This window comes from Paeniglutamicibacter sulfureus (genome assembly GCF_030512175.1).
Taxonomy (GTDB): Bacteria; Actinomycetota; Actinomycetes; order Actinomycetales; family Micrococcaceae; genus Paeniglutamicibacter; species Paeniglutamicibacter sulfureus.
The window spans coordinates 1,674,722-1,694,983 of the sequence record NZ_JAULBL010000002.1; the positions used below are offsets into that span (position 1 = coordinate 1,674,722).

A 20,262-nucleotide genomic window follows, 5' to 3' on the forward strand; every position below is an offset into this window, starting at 1 on the left:
ATGAGTCCATTCCTGCTCCGGAGGGCGGGACGGTTGCGGGGATGTGGAGAACTCCGCCCCAGCTTGTCGACGCCGAGGCATTGATCGGGTGAATGGTCGGGAATGGCACTGCCCCGGCGGCGCCTTGGACACAATGGAGCGAGCGAAGACTCGGACAACTTTGCGGGAACGGGAAGCGAGGCCGCGGCGGAGGGCGGGTAACAGCCATGGGCGCAACGGTTCTCGGGAATTCGCCGGGTCCCGCACGGGATTAAGTGATCTGCACCCCCCATCGGCCCATGGGAGAGGCCCCGTGTCATGAAGCGCATGATCTGCGTGCTAAGCTAGGGGTAATTGTTTTTCATGTGTGGCAAATGGACACGGTCCGGGTTGCGGGTAGGTTGCGCAACAGATGCCACACTTTCGCACGCCTAGGGTCAAATCCGAAGTCGCTGTGATGAAACGACTATAAACGCAGCGTCTCCAAGCAGTTTGATTGTGGGCGGCGCCGCAGAACAAGAAACCGGAGGACACGAAAGTGCCTACTATTCAGCAGCTGGTCCGCAAGGGCCGCTCGCCGAAGGTCAAAAAGACCAAGGCCCCAGCCCTCAAGGGCAACCCGATGCGTCGTGGCGTTTGCACCCGTGTGTACACCACGACCCCGAAGAAGCCGAACTCCGCACTTCGTAAGGTCGCACGTGTGCGCCTTGCCGGTGGCGTTGAAGTGACCGCTTACATTCCTGGTGTTGGTCACAACCTTCAGGAACACTCCATCGTGCTCGTTCGCGGTGGTCGTGTGAAGGACCTTCCGGGTGTGCGCTACAAGATCGTACGTGGTGCCCTCGATACCCAGGGTGTGAAGAACCGTAAGCAAGCTCGTTCTCGCTACGGTGCCAAGAAGGAAGGTAAGTAATGCCTCGTAAGGGCCCGGCGCCAGCGCGCCCCCTCGTCTCGGATCCGGTTTACGGTTCCCCCCTTGTTACCCAGCTGATCAATAAGGTTTTGGTCGACGGTAAGAAGTCCACCGCAGAGCGTATCGTTTACGGTGCACTCGAAGGTGCCTTGGCCAAGAACGGTTCCGACCCGGTTGTGACCCTCAAGAAGGCCATGGATAACATCCGCCCGGCCCTCGAGGTTCGTTCCCGCCGTGTCGGTGGCGCGACCTACCAGGTTCCTGTTGAGGTCAAGCCCGGACGCTCCACCGCGTTGGCTCTCCGCTGGCTCGTTGGCTACTCCAAGGCTCGCCGCGAGAAGACGATGATCGAACGTCTCATGAACGAGATCCTCGACGCATCGAATGGTCTTGGTGCCGCTGTCAAGCGTCGCGAAGACACTCACAAGATGGCAGAGTCCAACAAGGCATTCGCCCACTACCGCTGGTAAAAAGCGTTTAGTCCGGTTGGCGGGATTGATCGATGATCAGTTCCGCCAACATTTCGGACTTAACCTACAAAGGGAGACATCGTGGCACAGGACGTGCTTACCGACCTTAACAAGGTCCGCAATATCGGTATCATGGCTCACATTGATGCCGGTAAGACCACTACTACGGAACGCATCCTGTTCTACACGGGTGTGAACCACAAGCTCGGCGAAACGCACGATGGTGCCTCGACGACTGACTGGATGGAGCAGGAAAAGGAGCGCGGCATTACTATCACGTCTGCCGCCGTGACCTGCTTCTGGAACAAGAACCAGATCAACATCATTGACACCCCGGGTCACGTTGACTTCACCGTTGAGGTTGAGCGCTCCCTGCGCGTCCTCGATGGCGCCGTTGCCGTGTTCGATGGCAAGGAAGGCGTGGAGCCGCAGTCCGAGACTGTTTGGCGCCAGGCTGACAAGTACAACGTTCCGCGTATCTGCTTCGTCAACAAGATGGACAAGCTGGGTGCTGACTTCTACTTCACCGTAGACACCATCATCAAGCGTCTTGGTGCCAAGCCGCTGGTCATGCAGCTGCCGATCGGCTCCGAGTCGGAGTTCACCGGTGTTGTCGACCTGATGACCATGAAGGCATTCGTCTGGGAGGGCGACTCCAAGGGTGACGTCACCATGGGTGCCGCCTACGAAGTCAAGGAAATCCCGGCCGACCTTCAGGAAAAGGCCGAGGAATACCGCGCACAGCTGGTTGAGAGTGTCGCTGAGGCTTCCGACGAGCTCATGGAGAAGTTCCTCGAGGGCGAAGAGATCAGCATTGATGAACTCAAGGCCGGCATCCGCAAGATGGTTGTCAACTCGGAGATCTACCCGGTCTTCTGTGGTTCTGCCTTCAAGAACCGTGGCGTTCAGCCGATGCTCGATGCCGTTATCGACTTCCTGCCGAATCCCATGGATGTTGGCGCGACGATCGGTCACGATCCGAAGAACGAGGAAATCGAGCTCAAGCGCGAGCCGAACGAAACCGATCCTTTCTCGGCCCTCGCGTTCAAGATTGCAACCCACCCGTTCTTCGGCCAGTTGAACTTCATCCGCGTGTACTCCGGCAAGGCAACTCCGGGTACCCAGCTGCTGAACTCGACCAAGCAGAAGAAAGAACGTATTGGCAAGCTCTTCCAGATGCACGCCAATAAGGAAATGCCGGTAGACGAGGTCCACGCGGGCCACATCTACGCAGTGATTGGCCTCAAGGACACCACCACCGGTGATACCTTGTGCGATCCGGCACACCCGATCGTTCTTGAGTCGATGTCCTTCCCCGATCCCGTGATCTTCGTTGCCATTGAGCCGAAGACCAAGGGTGACCAGGAGAAGCTCTCGACTGCTATCCAGAAGCTTTCGGCCGAGGACCCGACGTTCACCGTCTCCCTCAACGAAGACACCGGCCAGACCGAAATCGGCGGCATGGGCGAGCTCCACCTGGATATCCTGGTGGACCGCATGCGCCGCGAATTCCGCGTTGAAGCCAACGTCGGCAAGCCGCAGGTTGCTTACCGCGAAACCATCAAGAAGGCTGTGGAGAAGGTTGACTTCACCCACAAGAAGCAGACCGGTGGTTCCGGCCAGTTCGCAAAGGTCCAGGTCTCGTTCGAGCCCCTGGAAGTTGTTGAAGGCGTCATTTACGAGTTCAAGAACGGCGTAACCGGCGGTCGTATTCCTCGCGAATACATCCCTTCGGTCGACGCAGGTATCCAGGACGCCATGCAGTTCGGCATCCTGGCCGGCTACCCGATGGTGGGCGTCAAGGCTACCCTCCTCGACGGTGCCTACCACGACGTTGACTCCTCGGAAATGGCATTCAAGATCGCCGGCTCCCAGGTGTTCAAGGAAGGCGCACGCCGCGCCCAGCCGATCATCCTCGAGCCGGTCATGGATGTCGAAGTCCGTACTCCCGAGGAGTACATGGGCGACGTCATCGGTGACTTGAACTCCCGCCGTGGTTCCATCGCTTCGATGGAAGACGCAGCAGGCGTAAAGGTCATCCGCGCGACGGTTCCGCTGTCTGAAATGTTCGGTTACATCGGTGACCTGCGTTCCAAGACCCAGGGCCGTGCCGTGTACTCGATGACCTTCTCCAGCTACTCCGAGGTCCCGAAGGCTGTTGCCGACGAGATCATCCAGAAGAACCGCGGCGAGTAATCGTCTAGGACCAACATTGGCCGTGAACCCGAGTCTCGGGTGAGTGGCCGCACGATGGGGCCGGATCAGAGAAATCCAATCCGGCCCCGTCAGGCCAACTAACGGATCCACAGTCGGATCCCGCAGCTAACCACAATTTAAACATTTCACTAAGCCCCCAGTAGACTTGCATAAGTTCGCCCGCGATCCGAGTGGGCGAGGTACGTCTTCTGTAAACGTTTCTAGGAGGAACCTGTGGCAAAGGCAAAGTTCGAGCGGACCAAGCCGCACGTCAACATCGGCACCATTGGTCACGTTGACCACGGTAAGACCACGTTGACGGCCGCCATTTCGAAGGTGCTTGCTGACAAGTACCCGGATTTGAACGAGCAGCGCGACTTCTCGCAGATTGACTCTGCACCGGAAGAGCGCCAGCGCGGCATCACCATCAACATCTCTCACGTCGAGTACCAGACCGAGAAGCGCCACTACGCGCACGTTGATGCCCCGGGTCACGCTGACTACATCAAGAACATGATCACCGGCGCTGCTCAGATGGACGGTGCAATCCTCGTGGTTGCCGCCACTGACGGCCCGATGGCTCAGACCCGCGAGCACGTTCTGCTTGCCCGCCAGGTTGGCGTTCCCTACCTGCTGGTCGCACTGAACAAGTCCGACATGGTTGATGACGAAGAGCTCCTTGACCTCGTGGAAATGGAAGTTCGCGAACTTCTCTCCTCGCAGGGCTTCGACGGCGACGAGGCACCTGTTGTGCGCGTTTCCGGTCTGAAGGCACTCGAAGGCGACCCGGTTTGGGTCAAGGCCGTTGAGGACCTCATGGAAGCTGTCGACAACCACGTGCCGGACCCGGTTCGTGACCGCGACAAGCCGTTCCTGATGCCGGTTGAAGACGTCTTCACCATCACCGGTCGTGGCACCGTTGTTACGGGCCGCGCCGAGCGTGGAACCCTCGCCATCAACTCCGAGGTCGAGATCGTCGGCATCCGTCCGGTCCAGAAGACCACGGTTACCGGTATCGAGATGTTCCACAAGCAGCTCGACGAGGCATGGGCCGGCGAGAACTGTGGTCTGCTGCTTCGCGGTATCAAGCGCGAAGACGTAGAGCGTGGCCAGGTCATCGTGAAGCCGGGTTCCATCACCCCGCACACCGAGTTCGAGGCCAACGTCTACATCCTGTCCAAGGATGAGGGTGGGCGTCACAACCCGTTCTACTCGAACTACCGCCCGCAGTTCTACTTCCGCACCACGGACGTCACCGGCGTTATCACCCTGCCGGAAGGCACGGAAATGGTTATGCCCGGCGACAACACCGAAATGTCTGTCGTGCTGATCCAGCCGATCGCCATGGAAGAGGGCCTCGGCTTCGCAATTCGCGAAGGCGGCCGCACCGTTGGTTCGGGACGCGTTACCAAGATCACCGCGTAAGTTTACTTCGCAGATCTTGACCTAACGGTCTAGGGAAGACCCCCGCAACACTGTTTCGACAGTGCGGCGGGGGTCTTTTCATGTGCCCGGTCACTACCCCGACAATTGCCTGACATATTTATCAAACGAATGGTCTGAATGCGATACGCTGGAGCCCGCAAGTGTCGCCGAATTTCAGGCGGCGCAACCACGTAGGTGAAAGCGGGAAACCCAGATGGAAACGTTCGTCCTGGTTGTGTTGGCCGTGCTGGTGTTCCTTGCAGGGTTTTTCCTCGGCAAGAGGCTGCCGACCAGGGACGCGATCGCCCGCAACCTGACAGCCGACGCGTCGACCGAGCGCAAGAGGCTGGCGGAGGCTTGGCAGCTCGGTTTCGAGGCAGCGACGCTGGCGGCCGAACCCGTGGTCCCCTCCTCCGTGCCGCATCGCGAGGCCGGTTCCCCGGTGGGGCCCGAGGCCGAGGCCGTGCCGGATCCCGCAGGTGCGCAGCCGCTCGCGCCGGGTGCCGCGTCGGGGCCGGACCCCGTGAACGCCACGGCACCGATGCGCACCGCCGCACCTGATTGCGTCCCCCCGGTGCCGGTGGACCCGCGGGTGAGGGCGCTGCGCAACATCAACATCACCCTCTATGTCGCGGCGCTGCTGATGGTGGCCTCGGCCTCGCTGTTCATTGCGCTGGCCCTGCCGGCGCCGGCCAAGGTCGTGGGCCTGGGCATCGTCGCCCTCGGCTTCTACGTCACGGGCCTGGTGATGCACGCGCAAAGCGAACGCCTTCGCCCGGCGGCCGCCGCCTTCACCGCGACCGGACTGGCCCTGGTCCCGATGACGGGCCTCGCCCACTACCTGCTGCTGTCCCAAACCCCCGGTGCCAGCTGGTTCGTGACCTCGGTGGTGGGGACCGCGGCGTTCGTGTACGCCGCGGCCCGGCTGCAGTCCAAGGTCATCGCCGGACTATCCACGACGTTCCTGGTTTCCATCGCCTACTCCGGCGGTGCCGTGCTCAACCGCGGGCTGGTCTACTACTTCCTGTTCAGCATGCTGCTGGCCACCGCCATCACGCTGGTTGGCTTCCTGCGGCCGCGCTGGATCACCAACATCTACGTGCAGTCGTTCACTGTTGCCCACCGCTACCTGGTGCCGGCGACTTTGCTGGCGGCGGTGCTGTCGGCCGCCGTGCTCGAGGCCGCGGACTACGCATGGCTTTTCGCGGCGGCCGCCGTGTACTACTCGGTGGCGCTTGTGGCAGCTCCGGCCGCCGAGCGCTTCCGGCACCTGGCCGCTGCCCGCGCGGCGGGAATGCTGGGCCTGGGCGCGTTCCTGCAGGTGGCCGAGATGTCGTGGACAAACATCTTCCGGGTCATGGCCGCGGTGCTGCTGGTGCAGTTCGTGCTGCTGGCGCACCGTGCCCGGATCTACTCGCGCATGCTGCGGGTGCACCCCCGCCACGTCACCGTCGAAACCTGGGTGCTGGTTGCCGCCGCGGCCATGTGCACGGTGTTGGGGGCCGAGGCATTGCTGCGCGAAACCGCCGGCCCCGGCGTCGGGCCGGGTCTGGATCTGAACTGGGCGCTGGCCCTGCTGGTGCTCGCCGGCCTGGTGGCCGGGGCGAAACCGGGCGGGCACTACCGCTGGATTCCCCTGGGTGCGGCGGTCTTCTCGTTCGCCGAACCAACGGGCGGGAACCTGGGACGCCAGGGCATCGTGATCGCCGTCGCCGTGCTGGGCACCTGGATGCTGGCACGCCGCGCGACCGGCAGCCAACGGCTCCTGTTGCGGTGGGCGGCCAGGGCGGCGTCCATCGTGGCCGCCGCTGCGCTCTTGGGCTTTGCCGCTGCGGGATGGGTGCTGGGGTCGGGAAGCGCCGGCAATGCAGGTTCCGGATCCGGCGACCCGGTGGCCCTGGCCGGGGCCATTGAGGTGGCGAGCATGGTCGGTGTCATCTTGGCGGTGCTGGTCCAGGCAGGCTGGGCCGTCGCCGACCTGCACAAGGGAACACCAGTCGTCGCGGTCGCCCGGGCCGAGGGAACCGCGCGGATCCATGCGCTGGGGGAGTCGCTGGTGTTCGCCGGGTCCGTGGCCTGCGCTTCGGCCACCCTCTGGTTGCTGGAGGTGAACACGGGTGTCGGTGGCCCGGCCGACCTGGACGCCGCCGTTGTCGGTTGGAGCACCCGGTTCTGGCTGGGCAGCCCATGGGTGCTGATCCTGATGTGGCTGCTGCTCGCCGTGGGCCTCGTGGGCGCCACCCTGGTTCTGGGCCACCGCCGCGCAGCATCGCCGGCCCCGGAAACCATCGCCGGCGGGGAGCCGGCAGCAGGGTCGGCCGGTTCACCCGCCGCCGGGGTTCCTGCCGCACTGATGCACCTGGGCGGACTGATCGCCCTGGGCACCGGCCTGGGGATCGGCTCGGACCTGAACCCGTCGTGGTTGGTGGAGTTGGTGGCCGTTTTCGGACTCTCGTACGTGGGGCTCCGCATCGTCGCCGGTGCCTCGGTGCGAACCCGCGTGGGCTACTCCGTCCTGGCACAGGTGCTCTTCTCCGGCGCGGCATGGCATGTGGCGGAGCGCTTCGCCATGGACGGGCACGGGCAGTACGCGCTGCTCGCGTTCACGATTGCCCTGGGGCAATCGGTGCGCGCACTTCTGTCCCGCAGCTCCCAGGCCGTGAAGCCGGGGGATCCGCGCTCGCTGTTGGGCGTGGCGGCACTCGTGCTGCTGCTGGCGATCCCCGCGATCTACCTGGCCGGAGCCACCCGCGGGCTCGACCAGGCCAGCCTGCTGGTCCAATGCCTGTGCCTGGCGGTCTTCGCCGGTGTGCTGGTGAAGACCCAGGCGGGCAAGGTTCCGGGGTTTCGCTATGCGTTCCTCCCGGCAGCGCTCGGATTCCTCGGCCTGGTCCTGACACCTGCGCTGGGAGCTGACCTGCGAAACGGCGGTTGGTTGCCGAGCGCGTTGTGGGGCGAAAACACCGCCAGCACCGTGCTGGTCCTCCTGGTTGTCGGCATCCTGGCGGGCGAGCTGCGCGCACTGGGAGGATCCGAATACCGCTGGGTGAGGGCAGGGGTGGCGCTGATGTACTGGGTGGCATTGGCCGGCCTGCAGGATCGCACCGAACCGGGGTGGCAGGTCGTCGCGGGCCTTCTCGGGGCGGCCGGCGCGACGGTCTTCGCCGCAACCTGGGGAGTTCCGTTGCTGTTGCTCGGCACCGCCGCACTGGTGCTTCTTGCCTCGTTGCGCGGGGTCGAATTCATGCATGCCCTGGCCGGAGCGTCGGGGAGCGAACCGCTGGACACCATGATCGGGCTGGGCGCGACCTTCGTCGTCCTGCTGGTCATGGCACTTTTCGGCGGCCGCTTTGGCGGCGAACCGGTGGAATTCTCGGCGGTGGCCAGGCGGGGTGCCGGCTGGGGCCCGGCCCACGCAGGGGTGCTGTTGACCGCTGGGTTGGCGGCACTGGGATGTGGCGGGCTGCTGGGGCAGGCCGACAATCTGGACCGGTACGTCTACGCCGGGGGAGCGATGCTGCTGGTGGCGGTCTTCGCCGCGGCGGCACTCGAGGTGCCGGCGCGCCTGCGGGAAACCGGATTCGAGGTGGCGGCCCTGGTGGCCGCCGCGGTCATCCACCGTTGGTGGTGGGTGGCGGTCGACGGGACGAGCGCCTTTGCCGCCACCTTCTATTGGGTCATCACCCTGGGACTGCTGGCCGTCTACGAGTTCTCGCGCAAGCGGGAGAGGGAAGCGACGGTGGTGCTGGGCGCCTCGGCCGCCCTGCTGTCGGTCGCGGGGCTGGGGACGATCCTTTCCTCCAATTTGGGCCAGCAGTTGTTGGTCTTGCTGGGCTTCACCATTCTGCTGGTGAGCGGCTTGCTCTCCAACCGCAAGATCTTCACGGTGTGGGGAGCCGTTGGGGTGGCCGTGGCGGTGCTCTGGTTCCTGCGCGGATTCACGTTCCTGTTGCTGCTGCTGGTTGCCGCGGGCCTCATTGCACTGGCCCTGTGGAAGCTGGGCAAGATGAACCGGGGCTCGCAATCCCCGCAAGCCCCGGCACCAGGGCAGCCGCCGATAGGTCCCGCCGGACCGATGGGGGAGTACCCGCAGGACCCCACAGCGCCATCGGGCGTCGCGGGGTGGTGGACGGAGCCGGGGAGGGTGGCCCCTGCGCCGACCCAATCCCCGGAACCCGGAACCCCGGCAGCCGATCAACAGCGGCAGGTGAACCGCCAGGGTCAGGGCCGGCTTGCCCCGCAATCGGGTAGCGGCATGCCGTGGATGAAGCGGGGCAACCAGGACACCACCGATGAACCAGGTTGACCGCCGGCCGGTGGTGACCGGCGCGTGGTCGGCGGTTAGGCTGGCAGCATGAAGTTCTTGATCGTCATGCTCATCGTCGTCGTAGTCATCGTGGTCGTCATTCGACTGCGCAAGCAGTTCTCCCGGGAGATCGATCGTGTGAAGGACATCCGGCGGGCCCACCGCGACGACCAGTAGACCGGTCGTCGCGGACCGGGCGACGTCGTGAGCTTGCCCACGCGCCGTTGCCGGGTCCCGATGCCCGTGCGCGAAGTGCGCGCCGGAATTCCGGCAATTTTCGTTCCGCCGCAACAGCTATCGGAACCTGCACGTCCTCCCGCACTCCCGGCAACGGCCGGTAGGCGGAAGGAAGAGTTGGTGTTTGGGGCGGAAACCTGACACACTAGACAAGTTGTTCGTGAGCATTTCCATGCTTCGTGTCTGCTGGTCGGGAAACCGACACCGGGGCACAGGGGTTTCAACCGAGATTGTGTCTCACCCGGGATAATGCCCGGGGCTGGGGAGCAATACAACCGAATTTTTTGGAAACATTGACAATGTCCCCTGCGTATCCATCGGATTCGTATCGCTTTCAAACGCGACACGCCCGAGCGCGGGGGTCGGGCTTCGGCGGATTGAGGAACCCGGATTTATCCGGATTCAGTTCGATGCGAGGCGTGCCGGTCCACTATTGGACCCGTAGGGCACAGTAACTGTACAGAGAGTGCTAATTAGAAAGAGGCATCACGCCATGGCGGGACAAAAAATCCGCATCCGGCTGAAGTCGTATGACCACGAGGTCATTGACGTTTCTGCCCGGAAGATCGTTGAGACGGTGACGCGCGCTGGCGCGACCGTAGTCGGCCCTGTGCCGCTGCCAACGGAAAAGAACGTGTACTGCGTTATCCGTTCGCCCCACAAGTACAAAGACAGCCGTGAGCACTTTGAAATGCGCACGCACAAGCGTCTGATCGACATCATCGATCCGACCCCGAAGGCCGTAGATTCGCTGATGCGTCTTGACCTGCCGGCGGATGTCAACATCGAAATCAAGCTCTAGGGGAGGTGGCGAGAAAACTATGACCGCAACCCGTAATGTCAAGGGACTGTTGGGCACGAAGCTCGGCATGACCCAGGTTTGGGACGAGAACAACAACCTCATCCCGGTAACCGTCGTACAGGCCGACAGCAATGTCGTCACTCAGCTGCGCAACGCCGAGCGTGATGGCTATGTAGCGGTTCAGATCGGCTACGGCCAGATCGACCCGCGCAAGGTCACCAAGCCGCTGGCCGGCCACTTCGAAGCAGCCGGGGTCACCCCGCGCCGCCACGTCGTTGAGCTGCGCACTGCCGACGCCGATTCCTACGCCGCAGGCCAGGAACTCACCGTCGAAATCTTCGCCGCCGGCCAGAAGGTCGACGTCGTTGGAACTTCCAAGGGTAAGGGCTTCGCCGGCGTTATGAAGCGCCACGGCTTCCACGGTGCTCCGGCATCGCACGGTGCTCACAAGAACCACCGTAAGCCGGGCTCCATCGGCGGCGCATCGACCCCGGGCCGTGTGTTCCAGGGCCAGAAGATGGCCGGTCGCATGGGCGCCGAGCGCGTCACCACGCAGAACCTCACCGTTCACGCAGTGGATGCCGAGAAGAACCTCCTGCTGATCAAGGGTGCCGTTCCCGGCGCCCGCGGCCGCGTCGTTCTCGTGCGCACCGCTGTGAAGGGAGCATAACTAAATGTCTAACGCACTCACCGTCGAGTTCCCTTCGGAGATCTTCGACGTTCAGACCAACGTTCCGCTGCTGCACCAGGTCGTCGTGGCCCAGCTGGCAGCTGCTCGCCAGGGTACGCACAAGACCAAGAACCGCGCCGAGGTTTCCGGTGCCGGTCGCAAGCCGTTCAAGCAGAAGGGCACCGGCCGCGCCCGTCAGGGTTCAATCCGTGCTCCTCACATGACCGGCGGTGGCGTTGTCCACGGTCCGACTCCTCGCGATTACAGCCAGCGCACCCCCAAGAAGATGAAGGCTGCTGCACTGCGCGGCGCCCTGTCTGACCGCGCTCGCAACAACCGCATTCACGTCATTGAAGCCCTGGTCGAAGGCACCACGCCGAACACCAAGGCCGCACTGGCCACCCTGCGCGCTCTGTCCGAGCGCAAGAACCTGCTCGTAGTCATCGAGCGCGCCAACGATGTTGCGGCCCTTTCGGTCCGTAACCTCCCCGAGGTCCACGTCCTGTACGTAGACCAGCTCAACACTTACGATGTGCTGGTTTCCGACGACGTTGTCTTCACCAAGGCCGCTTTTGATGCCCTGGTCCAGAAGGAGGAAGCCAAATGAGCACCTTCTCTAAGGCTCCGCACGATGTGGTCATCGCACCCGTCGTTTCGGAAAAGAGCTACGGTCTGATCGACGAAGGCAAGTACACCTTCCTGGTTGACCCGCGTTCGAACAAGTCGGAAATCAAGAACGCCGTGGAAGCCATCTTCTCGGTCAAGGTTGACTCCGTAAACACCCTCAATCGTGCCGGCAAGCGCAAGCGCACCAAGTTCGGATGGGGGACGCGCAAGGCTACCAAGCGTGCGATCGTCTCCCTGAAGGAAGGCTCGATTGACATCTTCGGCGGTCCGCTTTCCTAAGCGGAGACCACTTTAACGAGGAATTAAACTATGGGAATCCGTAAATACAAGCCGACTACCCCGGGCCTTCGCGGCTCGAGCGTAGCCGACTTCGCAGAAATCACGCGATCGACTCCGGAAAAGTCGTTGCTCCGCCCGCTCCACAAGACTGGCGGCCGTAACAACACCGGTAAGATCACCACTCGTCACAAGGGTGGCGGACACAAGCGCCAGTACCGTCTGATCGACTTCCGTCGCCACGACAAGGACGGCGTGCCGGCAAAGGTCGCTCACATCGAGTACGACCCGAACCGCACCGCCCGCATTGCGCTTCTTCACTACATTGATGGCACCAAGCGTTACATCATTGCACCGAACAAGCTCGCCCAGGGTGACTCCATTGAGGCCGGCGCAAACGCCGACATCAAGCCCGGCAACAACCTGCCGTTGCGCAACATTCCGGTGGGTACTGTTATCCACGCCGTGGAATTGCGTCCCGGTGGCGGTGCCAAGATGGCTCGTTCCGCAGGTGCCTCGGTTCAGCTGGTGGCCCGTGAGGGTCGCTTCGCTCAGCTGCGTTTGCCTTCCGGCGAAATCCGCAACGTTGACGTGCGCTGCCGCGCAACCGTCGGCGAGGTCGGAAACGCCGAGCAGTCGAACATCAACTGGGGCAAGGCCGGCCGCATGCGCTGGAAGGGCGTTCGCCCGACCGTCCGTGGTGTAGCCATGAACCCTGTTGATCACCCGCACGGTGGTGGCGAGGGTAAGACGTCCGGTGGACGTCACCCTGTCAACCCGAACGGCAAGCGCGAAGGACGCACTCGTCGTCCGAACAAGGACAGCGACAAGATGATTGTCCGCCGTCGCCGTACCGGCAAGAACAAGCGATAGGAGCCTGGAAACATGCCACGCAGCCTGAAGAAAGGCCCCTTCGTCGATCAGCACCTGTTTGTCAAGGTAGCTGCTGAGAACGAAAAGGGCACCAAGAACGTCATTAAGACGTGGTCCCGCCGTTCGATGATCATCCCCGACATGCTCGGGCACACGATCGCCGTACATGACGGACGTAAGCACATCCCCGTGTTTGTCACCGAGTCGATGGTCGGGCACAAGCTCGGCGAGTTCAGCCCGACCCGGACGTTCCGCAGCCACGTGAAGGACGACAAGAAGGGCAAGCGCCGCTAACCCGCAAGGGTTTAGCGAGTGCTTAGCACTTCTTCGAGAGACGAGAGAAGGAAAGCAATGGAAGCCAAGGCAATTGCGCGCCATATCCGCGTGACGCCTATGAAGGCCCGGCGCGTCGTCAACCTTGTTCGTGGCAAGCAGACGAACGAAGCACTGGCGATCCTGAAGTTTGCCCCGCAGGCAGCTTCAGAGCCAGTGTTCAAGGTTGTAGCATCGGCAGTGGCTAACGCCCGTGCCGCCGCAGACCGCGAGGGTGTCGCGTTCAACGAAGACGAGCTGTTCATCAGCGAAGCGTTTGTTGACGAGGGTCCGACCATGAAGCGGTTCCAGCCGCGTGCTCAGGGTCGGGCATACCAGATCAAGAAGCGCACGAGCCACATCACTGTGGTCGTCGCAACCCCTAAGAAGGGTGGGGAAGAGTAAATGGGACAGAAGGTTAACCCGCATGGGTTCCGACTCGGTATCACTACCGACCATGTTTCGCACTGGTTCGCCGACAGCACCAAGGTCGGACAGCGTTACAAGGACTTCGTAAAAGAAGACATCCGTATCCGCGAACTGATGACCGTTGGCATGGAGCGCGCCGGCATCGCCCGCGTGGAGATCGAGCGTACTCGTGACCGTGTTCGTGTGGATATCCACACCGCACGTCCGGGCATCGTTATCGGTCGCCGCGGCGCCGAAGCCGATCGCATCCGCGGCGAGCTCGAAAAGCTCACCGCAAAGCAGGTTCAGCTGAACATCCTCGAGGTCAAGAACCCCGAGATCGAAGCCCAGCTTGTTGCCCAGGGCATTGCCGAGCAGCTTGCTTCGCGTGTGGCTTTCCGCCGCGCGATGAAGAAGGCCATGCAGTCGGCAATGCGCGCAGGTGCCAAGGGCATCCGCGTGCAGTGCTCCGGTCGTCTTGGCGGTGCAGAAATGTCCCGCAAGGAGTTCTACCGCGAAGGCCGTGTGCCGCTGCACACCCTGCGTGCGAACATCGACTACGGCAAGTTCGAAGCCAAGACCACCTTCGGCCGCATTGGCGTGAAGGTCTGGATCTACAAGGGCGACGTAACGTCGAAGGAACTGGCAGCCCAGGCTGCTGCAGCTCCGGCCCGCGGCCGTGGCGATCGTCCGGGTGGACGTCCGGGTGGACGTCCCGAAGGTGGCGAGCGTCGTCGTCGCCCCGAGCGCAACGCCGCTCCAGGTGCAGAAGCAGCTCCGGCTGTTGAGGCTCCTGCAGCAGCAGTTGCAGAAGGAGGACAGGCTTAAATGCTTATCCCACGCCGAGTAAAGTACCGCAAGCAGCACCACCCCAATCGGAGTGGCGCAGCTTCGGGCGGTACCACGGTAGCCTTCGGTGAGTACGGTATCCAGGCCCTTACACCGGCCTACGTTACCAACCGCCAGATCGAGGCAGCTCGTATCGCAATGACCCGCCACATCAAGCGTGGCGGTAAGGTCTGGATCAACATTTATCCGGACCGTCCGCTGACCAAGAAGCCTGCCGAAACCCGCATGGGTTCCGGTAAGGGTTCGCCGGAATGGTGGGTCGCAAACGTAAAGCCGGGACGGGTTCTCTTCGAACTCTCCGGCGTCAGTGATGAGGTAGCACGCGAGGCATTGCGCCTGGCAATCCACAAGCTGCCGTTGAAGGCACGCATTGTGCGTCGCGAAGGTGGTGAATAAGGAATGGCAATCGGATCCAAGGATCTAGCAACCGAAGCACTGGACGGCTTTGATAACGCCCGTCTGGTCGAGGAGCTCAAGAAGGCCAAGGAGGAGTTGTTCAACCTCCGTTTCCAGTCGGCCACCGGTCAGCTCGAATCGCACGGCAACCTGAAGTCTGTCAAGCGCGACATCGCACGTATCTACACGGTACTTCGCGAACGCGAGCTGGGCATTCGTGCAGATGTTGTTGTCCCGGTAGAAGAAGCCAAGAAGACCAAGAAGTCTTCCAAGAAGGCCGAAGCTACCGAAGAAGCAACTGAGGAAGCCAAGTAATGAGCGAGAAGGAGAACGTCGTGGATGCAGCTTCAGAGCGCAACGACCGCAAGACCCTCCGCGGGTACGTGGTTTCCGACAAGATGCAGAAGACCATCGTCGTTGACGTCGAGGACCGTGTAAAGCACGCCCTCTACGGCAAGGTCATGCGTCGCAACAAGAACGTCAAGGCTCACGACGAAGAGAACAGCGCCGGTATCGGCGACCTCGTTCTCATCGCCGAGACCCGCCCGCTGTCTGCTGACAAGCGTTGGCGCCTCGTGGAAATCCTCGAAAAGGCCAAGTAAGCCCTTTCGCTGGTTTTCACTCTGACGTGAACCAAGCAAGACACCCCGGTACCGCTGGATCTATCCAGCCGGTGCCGGGGTGTTTTGCGTTTCCCCGCAACTACCGCCGGTAGCATGGGTGCCTTGGCGCGAACCGAACCGGTTCCGCGGGACAGGCAACGGGGGCGGGGCACCGGTGGGAAGCACTCGAAGGGCAAACCCGGCAAGGATGCGGAGACCGCTGGCCCTGCGCCTGGTTCCGGTGCTGGTTCCCGGAGTTTTCCTGGCCGCGCTGCCGCACCTCTCCTTGGGTCCTTTCAGGATCCTGGCGGTGTTGCAGGCACTGCTGCCGCTGTGGTGCGTGGCCGCCCTGCTCGTCTTCCTCTTCCTGGCGTTGCGCCGCGCCTTCGTTCCCGCCGCGGTGTTGCTGGTCCTTGCCGCTGCCTCGCTGGCACCGGTCATGGCGCCCGTCGTGGGGTCGGTGACCGGGACGAGGTGCACGCCGGGGGAGCAGGTGCGCGTGCTTTCGCTGAACGCCGAGCACGGACGCGCCGACACGTCCTCGCTGGCCGAGGTGATCCGCGGTTCGGCCCCGGATGTGCTGGTGCTTGTCGAGTCCAGCGAACCGATGCTCACGGCGCTTGCAGCAGGGTTCCCCACATGGGAATACACGCACCGGACGGGAAAAGTGGTCACGGGCGGAAGCGTGGACACCGTGATCCTCTCCAGGCACCCGCTGCAGGAAGAGGCAGCGGCGGCGCTCCAATCGAACGGTGCGCTCTTCGACGTTCCCGTGGCCGTCATCGCACATCCGCTGGCAGGTCCCATCCGGGTCGCCGGTGTCCATCCGGCGCCGCCGACCTACTCGCCGTCCTCCTGGGCAGGCACCCTGCAAGAGCTCGGGTCCTGGAAGCATGAACAGAACGGAATGCCGCTGGTGATGGCGGGGGACTTCAACGCCACGGCCGCGCACCCGCAATTCCGGGCACTTGCAGCCGGCCTCGTGGAAGCCTCCCCGAGGTTCGGACCATGGGCGGGGGCCACCTGGCCCGCCGACATGGGCCTGCCCGCGTTCGCGGGGATCGACCATGTCCTGGTTCGCGGTCTGGCGGTGCTCGACTCCGAGCGTTTCTCGGTGCCCGGCACCGACCACCACGGGATCGTGGTGCACCTGGCTTCCTGCCGATGACCGACGGCCCCAAACGGCGCGGAATTCCGGGGGGCGTGTGTGACCAAGGACCACCCGCGGGCACATAGCATACGGTTTCGGGATCGTGCATCCGTGCGGTAGACTTTATTTTCTGTGCGCGTTGTGTATGGGGACTATCCACCTCCTTCATGACGCATAGTGCGGCCGGAGGGTTTTTTACGGGCCCGAAAGTCGTGCGGCATAGCTCTGAGCCTAAGCCTCGGCCCTGCTTCCCCAGCTTCACATGTTTTCGCCCTTGGGCGTTGTGCATCGTGGTGTTTGGAGGTGGGGGTAAGCAGAAGCTGAGATGGACCATATCCGTTCCGCAAGGCTCCCTAGGAGAACCAGCGAGACGACAGGAGTAAAAAGTGATTCAGCAGGAATCGCGACTGAAGATTGCCGACAACACCGGTGCTAAGGAAATCCTTACCATTCGTGTTCTCGGTGGATCTGGCCGTCGCTATGCAGGCATCGGCGACGTAATCGTCGCCACCGTCAAGGATGCAATCCCGGGCGGAAACGTAAAGAAGGGTGACGTCGTCAAGGCTGTCATCGTTCGCACCAAGAAGGAACGTCGACGCGTCGACGGTTCCTACATCAAGTTCGACGAGAACGCAGCTGTCATCCTCAAGGCTGACGGTGAGCCCCGCGGTACCCGTATTTTCGGTCCGGTGGGTCGTGAACTTCGCGATAAGAAGTTCATGAAGATCGTTTCCCTGGCTCCGGAGGTACTGTAACCATGGGTGCAAAGATTAAGAAGGGTGACCTCGTTCAGGTCATCGCCGGTTCCGACCGCAACAAGCAGGGCAAGGTGCTGAAGGTATTCCCCGCAGCACAGCGCGTGCTTGTTGAGGGTGTCAACCGCGTCACCAAGCACACCAAGGCCGGCCAGACCGAGCGTGGCACGCAGACCGGTGGCATTGAGGTCGTTGAGGCCCCGATGCACATCTCGAATGTCGCAATCGTTGACCCGGAAACCAAGAAGCCGACCCGCGTTGGCTTCCGCGAGGAAACCGTGGAGAAGAACGGCGTGTCCAAGACCGTCCGTGTTCGCTTCGCCAAGTCTTCCGGAAAGGCACTGTAATGACTGAAGCAGCTGTGAACATCCAGCCTCGCCTTAAGGCCAAGTACAACGCCGAAATCCGCGAAACCCTGACGAACGAGTTCAGCTACGCCAACCCGATGCAGGTCCCGGGCCTGGTCAAGGTTGTTGTGAACATGGGTGTTGGCGAAGCCGCCAAGGACTCCAAGCTCATCGAAGGCGCAGTTCGCGACCTCACCGCCATCACCGGCCAGAAGCCGTTGGTAACCAAGGCACGCAAGTCGATCGCACAGTTCAAGCTGCGCGAAGGCATGCCGATTGGTACCCACGCCACCCTGCGCGGAGATCGCATGTGGGAATTCGTGGACCGCTTGGTTTCGCTGGCACTGCCGCGTATCCGTGACTTCCGTGGCCTGAGCCCGAAGCAGTTCGACGGCAACGGAAACTACACCTTCGGTCTCACGGAACAGTCCATGTTCCACGAAATCGATGTTGATTCCATTGACCGCGTTCGCGGCATGGACATCACCGTAGTGACCACCGCGAAGACCGACGACGAAGGTCGTGCCTTGCTCAAGGCACTGGGCTTCCCGTTCAAGACCGCCAACTAGATCAACTACGTTGCAGGTCCGCGCTTGCGCGGAAACCGTAGCGAGGAAGGGCAGAAGCCCAAATGACAATGACAGATCCTGTCGCAGATATGCTGACTCGTCTGCGTAACGCCAACTCGGCTTACCACGACACGGTTTCCATGCCGTCGTCGAAGCTGAAGGTGCGCGTTGCACAGATCCTCAAGGAACAGGGCTACATCGCCTCGTTCGTTGAAGAAGCAGCAGAGGTTGGCAAGAAGCTGACCATCACCCTGAAGTTCGGCCCGAGCCGCGAGCGTTCAATCGCTGGCGTTCGCCGTATTTCCAAGCCGGGCCTGCGTGTATACGCAAAGTCCACCAACTTGCCGCACGTCCTTGGTGGCCTCGGCATTGCAATCCTGTCCACGTCCTCCGGTCTGCTCACCGACCGCCAGGCAGCCAAGAAGGGTGTAGGTGGGGAAGTCCTCGCCTACGTCTGGTAACGGGAAAGGGAGAAAGAAACCATGTCACGTATTGGACGTCTTCCGATCACTGTTCCTGCCGGCGTAGAGCTCAAGATTGATGGCGACATTGTCTCCGTCAAGGGCTCCAAGGGCGAACTGACGCACACCGTACCCAGCCCGATTGCGGTTGTTCTCGAAGAGAACACCGTAACCGTGTCGCGCCCGAACGACGAGCGCGATTCGCGTTCGCTGCACGGACTGACCCGCACCCTGATCGAGAACATGATCATCGGTGTCACCGCTGGCTACGAAAAGAAGCTCGAAATCCACGGTACCGGTTACCGCGTAGTGGCAAAGGGTTCGAACCTCGAGTTCGCTCTGGGCTACTCGCACCCGGTGGTTGTCGAAGCTCCCGAGGGCATTGCCTTCGCGCTCGACGGCAACACCAAGATCACCGTCTCGGGTATCAACAAGCAGCAGGTTGGCGAAGTTTCCGCCAACATCCGCAAGCTCCGCAAGCCTGACCCGTACAAGGGCAAGGGCGTTCGGTACGCTGGCGAAATCATCCGCCGCAAGGTCGGAAAGGCTGGTAAGTAACCATGGCTCTGGGAATCAAGGGTAAGAGCAAGGCAGCCGCACGCGGCCGCCGCCACTTGCGTGTCCGTAAGCGCATCACCGGCACCGAGGTGCGTCCGCGCCTGGTCGTCAACCGCTCGGCACGCCACATCTTCGTCCAGATCGTAGACGACAGCAAGGGCATCACCGTTGCCTACGCGTCGACGATGGAAGCCGACTTGCGCACGTTCGATGGTGACAAGACCGCCAAGGCCAAGCGCATTGGCGAGCTCGTTGCAGAGCGCGCCAAGGCCGCAGGCATCGAGTCCGTGGTCTTCGACCGCGGCGGCAACAAGTACCACGGTCGCGTGGCAGCTGTTGCTGAGGGTGCACGTGAAGGTGGGCTGGCACTGTGAGCGAAGCAACTAACAAGAAGGAAACTCAGGTGTCTGAAGCTACTGAGGCAGCTGCTGCTGCTCCTGCCGCCGACAAGGCCGGCGCCGCTCGCGGCGAAGGCCGTGGACGTGGCGGCGAAGGCCGTGGCCGTGGCGAGGGTCGTGGCCGTGGCCGCGATTCGAAGGACAGCCGCAACGACGACAAGGACAAGTTCCTTGAGCGCGTTGTAGCCATCAACCGCGTATCCAAGGTCGTCAAGGGTGGTCGTCGCTTCAGCTTCACCGCACTTGTCGTCGTGGGTGACGGCAACGGTCTCGTTGGCGTCGGCTACGGCAAGGCCAAGGAAGTTCCGGCAGCAATCGCCAAGGGCGTTGAAGAAGCCAAGAAGTCCTTCTTCCGCGTTCCCCGCGTCGGCACCACCATCCCGCACCTGGTGCAGGGTGAAGCCGCTGCCGGCGTTGTCCTCCTGCGTCCGGCTTCGCCGGGTACCGGCGTTATCGCCGGTGGTCCGGTTCGCGCCGTACTGGAATGCGCAGGCATCCACGATGTTCTGTCGAAGTCCATGGGCTCGACCAACCAGATCAACATCGTCCACGGCACCGTTGCCGCCCTGAAGGCCCTTGAAGAGCCTCAGGCAGTAGCAGCACGTCGTGGCCTGCCGTTGGAAGAAGTTGTTTCGGCACAGATGCTGTGGAACATCCAGAACCAGAAGGCAGGTGCGTAAGTA

Annotated in this window: 25 protein-coding genes; all 25 read left to right on the top strand. The window is 62.4% G+C overall.

The window, feature by feature from the left end; genetic code table 11:
* The first annotated feature begins 517 nt into the window (after positions 1 to 517).
* The 25 genes from rpsL to rpsE all read left to right on the top strand — a co-directional run bounded on the left by rpsL (position 518) and on the right by rpsE (position 20,259).
* Entirely contained in the window at positions 518 to 892 is a 375-nt protein-coding gene (gene rpsL, locus Q2T94_RS14350) for a 30S ribosomal protein S12 (protein ID WP_068731493.1), read from the top strand.
* Positions 892 to 1,362: a 30S ribosomal protein S7 gene (rpsG, locus tag Q2T94_RS14355; protein WP_264270829.1), complete on the top strand. Its 471-nt coding sequence runs from the start codon at positions 892 to 894 to the stop codon at positions 1,360 to 1,362. Before rpsL ends, rpsG begins: the two co-directional genes overlap by 1 nt.
* A gap of 81 nt (positions 1,363 to 1,443) precedes the next feature.
* Entirely contained in the window at positions 1,444 to 3,558 is a 2,115-nt protein-coding gene (gene fusA, locus Q2T94_RS14360) for an elongation factor G (RefSeq protein ID WP_264270830.1), read from the top strand.
* Between the two features lie 234 nt (positions 3,559 to 3,792).
* Positions 3,793 to 4,983, top strand: coding sequence for an elongation factor Tu (gene tuf / locus Q2T94_RS14365; protein WP_217389418.1), 1,191 nt, complete (start codon positions 3,793 to 3,795; stop codon positions 4,981 to 4,983).
* A 214-nt stretch (positions 4,984 to 5,197) separates the two neighbouring features.
* A complete protein-coding gene (locus tag Q2T94_RS14370; RefSeq protein WP_302265174.1) occupies positions 5,198 to 9,289 on the top strand; it encodes a hypothetical protein in 4,092 nt (1,363 codons plus the stop codon).
* Positions 9,290 to 9,337: 48 nt separating this feature from the next.
* On the top strand, positions 9,338 to 9,466 hold the full coding sequence (locus Q2T94_RS14375) for a hypothetical protein (protein WP_302265177.1): 129 nt from the start codon (positions 9,338 to 9,340) through the stop codon (positions 9,464 to 9,466).
* A gap of 553 nt (positions 9,467 to 10,019) precedes the next feature.
* Positions 10,020 to 10,328 (top strand): 30S ribosomal protein S10, encoded by a 309-nt coding sequence (gene rpsJ, locus Q2T94_RS14380; protein WP_003803825.1) that lies wholly within the window; start codon positions 10,020 to 10,022, stop codon positions 10,326 to 10,328.
* A gap of 19 nt (positions 10,329 to 10,347) precedes the next feature.
* Positions 10,348 to 10,998, top strand: coding sequence for a 50S ribosomal protein L3 (gene rplC, locus Q2T94_RS14385; RefSeq protein WP_217389420.1), 651 nt, complete (start codon positions 10,348 to 10,350; stop codon positions 10,996 to 10,998).
* A 4-nt stretch (positions 10,999 to 11,002) separates the two neighbouring features.
* Positions 11,003 to 11,605: a 50S ribosomal protein L4 gene (gene rplD, locus Q2T94_RS14390; RefSeq protein WP_217389421.1), complete on the top strand. Its 603-nt coding sequence runs from the start codon at positions 11,003 to 11,005 to the stop codon at positions 11,603 to 11,605.
* Positions 11,602 to 11,904, top strand: a complete 303-nt coding sequence (gene rplW / locus Q2T94_RS14395) for a 50S ribosomal protein L23 (protein WP_217389422.1) — start codon at positions 11,602 to 11,604, stop codon at positions 11,902 to 11,904. Before rplD ends, rplW begins: the two co-directional genes overlap by 4 nt.
* A 30-nt stretch (positions 11,905 to 11,934) precedes the next feature.
* Positions 11,935 to 12,774, top strand: coding sequence for a 50S ribosomal protein L2 (gene rplB / locus Q2T94_RS14400; protein ID WP_264270833.1), 840 nt, complete (start codon positions 11,935 to 11,937; stop codon positions 12,772 to 12,774).
* Positions 12,775 to 12,786: 12 nt separating this feature from the next.
* On the top strand, positions 12,787 to 13,068 hold the full coding sequence (rpsS, locus tag Q2T94_RS14405; protein ID WP_068731512.1) for a 30S ribosomal protein S19: 282 nt from the start codon (positions 12,787 to 12,789) through the stop codon (positions 13,066 to 13,068).
* Positions 13,069 to 13,125: 57 nt separating this feature from the next.
* A complete protein-coding gene (gene rplV, locus Q2T94_RS14410; RefSeq protein WP_071212937.1) occupies positions 13,126 to 13,491 on the top strand; it encodes a 50S ribosomal protein L22 in 366 nt (121 codons plus the stop codon).
* Positions 13,492 to 14,322, top strand: a complete 831-nt coding sequence (rpsC, locus tag Q2T94_RS14415; RefSeq protein ID WP_217389424.1) for a 30S ribosomal protein S3 — start codon at positions 13,492 to 13,494, stop codon at positions 14,320 to 14,322.
* Positions 14,323 to 14,739 (top strand): 50S ribosomal protein L16, encoded by a 417-nt coding sequence (rplP, locus tag Q2T94_RS14420; protein WP_217389425.1) that lies wholly within the window; start codon positions 14,323 to 14,325, stop codon positions 14,737 to 14,739. It abuts the gene before it with no gap.
* Positions 14,740 to 14,742: 3 nt separating this feature from the next.
* Positions 14,743 to 15,054 (top strand): 50S ribosomal protein L29, encoded by a 312-nt coding sequence (gene rpmC / locus Q2T94_RS14425; RefSeq protein WP_264270834.1) that lies wholly within the window; start codon positions 14,743 to 14,745, stop codon positions 15,052 to 15,054.
* Positions 15,054 to 15,341: a 30S ribosomal protein S17 gene (rpsQ, locus tag Q2T94_RS14430; protein WP_264270835.1), complete on the top strand. Its 288-nt coding sequence runs from the start codon at positions 15,054 to 15,056 to the stop codon at positions 15,339 to 15,341. The genes rpmC and rpsQ overlap by 1 nt, the downstream gene beginning before the upstream one ends.
* A gap of 208 nt (positions 15,342 to 15,549) precedes the next feature.
* Positions 15,550 to 16,509 carry an endonuclease/exonuclease/phosphatase family protein gene (locus Q2T94_RS14435; RefSeq protein WP_302265187.1) on the top strand — a complete coding sequence of 320 codons (960 nt, stop codon included), beginning with the start codon at positions 15,550 to 15,552 and terminating at the stop codon, positions 16,507 to 16,509.
* Positions 16,510 to 16,877: 368 nt separating this feature from the next.
* Positions 16,878 to 17,246 (top strand): 50S ribosomal protein L14, encoded by a 369-nt coding sequence (gene rplN, locus Q2T94_RS14440; RefSeq protein WP_264270837.1) that lies wholly within the window; start codon positions 16,878 to 16,880, stop codon positions 17,244 to 17,246.
* 2 nt (positions 17,247 to 17,248) lie between these two features.
* Complete coding sequence (rplX, locus tag Q2T94_RS14445) at positions 17,249 to 17,593, top strand: 50S ribosomal protein L24 (RefSeq protein ID WP_071212944.1); 345 nt, start codon at positions 17,249 to 17,251, stop codon at positions 17,591 to 17,593.
* Complete coding sequence (gene rplE / locus Q2T94_RS14450) at positions 17,593 to 18,162, top strand: 50S ribosomal protein L5 (protein ID WP_264270838.1); 570 nt, start codon at positions 17,593 to 17,595, stop codon at positions 18,160 to 18,162. The genes rplX and rplE overlap by 1 nt, the downstream gene beginning before the upstream one ends.
* A gap of 62 nt (positions 18,163 to 18,224) precedes the next feature.
* Complete coding sequence (gene rpsH / locus Q2T94_RS14455) at positions 18,225 to 18,623, top strand: 30S ribosomal protein S8 (RefSeq protein WP_007271041.1); 399 nt, start codon at positions 18,225 to 18,227, stop codon at positions 18,621 to 18,623.
* Between the two features lie 21 nt (positions 18,624 to 18,644).
* Entirely contained in the window at positions 18,645 to 19,181 is a 537-nt protein-coding gene (gene rplF / locus Q2T94_RS14460; RefSeq protein ID WP_264270839.1) for a 50S ribosomal protein L6, read from the top strand.
* Between the two features lie 2 nt (positions 19,182 to 19,183).
* Positions 19,184 to 19,555, top strand: a complete 372-nt coding sequence (gene rplR, locus Q2T94_RS14465) for a 50S ribosomal protein L18 (protein ID WP_264270840.1) — start codon at positions 19,184 to 19,186, stop codon at positions 19,553 to 19,555.
* The gene (gene rpsE, locus Q2T94_RS14470; RefSeq protein WP_264270841.1) at positions 19,552 to 20,259 is read left to right on the top strand and encodes a 30S ribosomal protein S5; all 708 of its coding nucleotides are present in this window, start codon (positions 19,552 to 19,554) and stop codon (positions 20,257 to 20,259) included. The genes rplR and rpsE overlap by 4 nt, the downstream gene beginning before the upstream one ends.
* The last annotated feature ends 3 nt before the right edge of the window (positions 20,260 to 20,262 follow it).

Excerpts from the sequence above, each read along its gene's own strand:
- rpsG (WP_264270829.1), top strand. The coding sequence starts at position 892 with ATGCCTCGTAAGGGCCCGGCGCCAGCGCGCCCCCTCGTCTCGGATCCG.
- Q2T94_RS14370 (WP_302265174.1), top strand. The coding sequence starts at position 5,198 with ATGGAAACGTTCGTCCTGGTTGTGTTGGCCGTGCTGGTGTTCCTTGCA.
- Q2T94_RS14375 (WP_302265177.1), top strand. The coding sequence starts at position 9,338 with ATGAAGTTCTTGATCGTCATGCTCATCGTCGTCGTAGTCATCGTGGTC.
- rpsJ (WP_003803825.1), top strand. The coding sequence starts at position 10,020 with ATGGCGGGACAAAAAATCCGCATCCGGCTGAAGTCGTATGACCACGAG.
- rplC (WP_217389420.1), top strand. The coding sequence starts at position 10,348 with ATGACCGCAACCCGTAATGTCAAGGGACTGTTGGGCACGAAGCTCGGC.
- rplD (WP_217389421.1), top strand. The coding sequence starts at position 11,003 with ATGTCTAACGCACTCACCGTCGAGTTCCCTTCGGAGATCTTCGACGTT.
- rplW (WP_217389422.1), top strand. The coding sequence starts at position 11,602 with ATGAGCACCTTCTCTAAGGCTCCGCACGATGTGGTCATCGCACCCGTC.
- rplB (WP_264270833.1), top strand. The coding sequence starts at position 11,935 with ATGGGAATCCGTAAATACAAGCCGACTACCCCGGGCCTTCGCGGCTCG.
- rpsS (WP_068731512.1), top strand. The coding sequence starts at position 12,787 with ATGCCACGCAGCCTGAAGAAAGGCCCCTTCGTCGATCAGCACCTGTTT.
- rplV (WP_071212937.1), top strand. The coding sequence starts at position 13,126 with ATGGAAGCCAAGGCAATTGCGCGCCATATCCGCGTGACGCCTATGAAG.
- rpsC (WP_217389424.1), top strand. The coding sequence starts at position 13,492 with ATGGGACAGAAGGTTAACCCGCATGGGTTCCGACTCGGTATCACTACC.
- rplP (WP_217389425.1), top strand. The coding sequence starts at position 14,323 with ATGCTTATCCCACGCCGAGTAAAGTACCGCAAGCAGCACCACCCCAAT.
- rpmC (WP_264270834.1), top strand. The coding sequence starts at position 14,743 with ATGGCAATCGGATCCAAGGATCTAGCAACCGAAGCACTGGACGGCTTT.
- rpsQ (WP_264270835.1), top strand. The coding sequence starts at position 15,054 with ATGAGCGAGAAGGAGAACGTCGTGGATGCAGCTTCAGAGCGCAACGAC.
- Q2T94_RS14435 (WP_302265187.1), top strand. The coding sequence starts at position 15,550 with ATGCGGAGACCGCTGGCCCTGCGCCTGGTTCCGGTGCTGGTTCCCGGA.
- rplX (WP_071212944.1), top strand. The coding sequence starts at position 17,249 with ATGGGTGCAAAGATTAAGAAGGGTGACCTCGTTCAGGTCATCGCCGGT.
- rplE (WP_264270838.1), top strand. The coding sequence starts at position 17,593 with ATGACTGAAGCAGCTGTGAACATCCAGCCTCGCCTTAAGGCCAAGTAC.
- rpsH (WP_007271041.1), top strand. The coding sequence starts at position 18,225 with ATGACAATGACAGATCCTGTCGCAGATATGCTGACTCGTCTGCGTAAC.
- rplF (WP_264270839.1), top strand. The coding sequence starts at position 18,645 with ATGTCACGTATTGGACGTCTTCCGATCACTGTTCCTGCCGGCGTAGAG.
- rplR (WP_264270840.1), top strand. The coding sequence starts at position 19,184 with ATGGCTCTGGGAATCAAGGGTAAGAGCAAGGCAGCCGCACGCGGCCGC.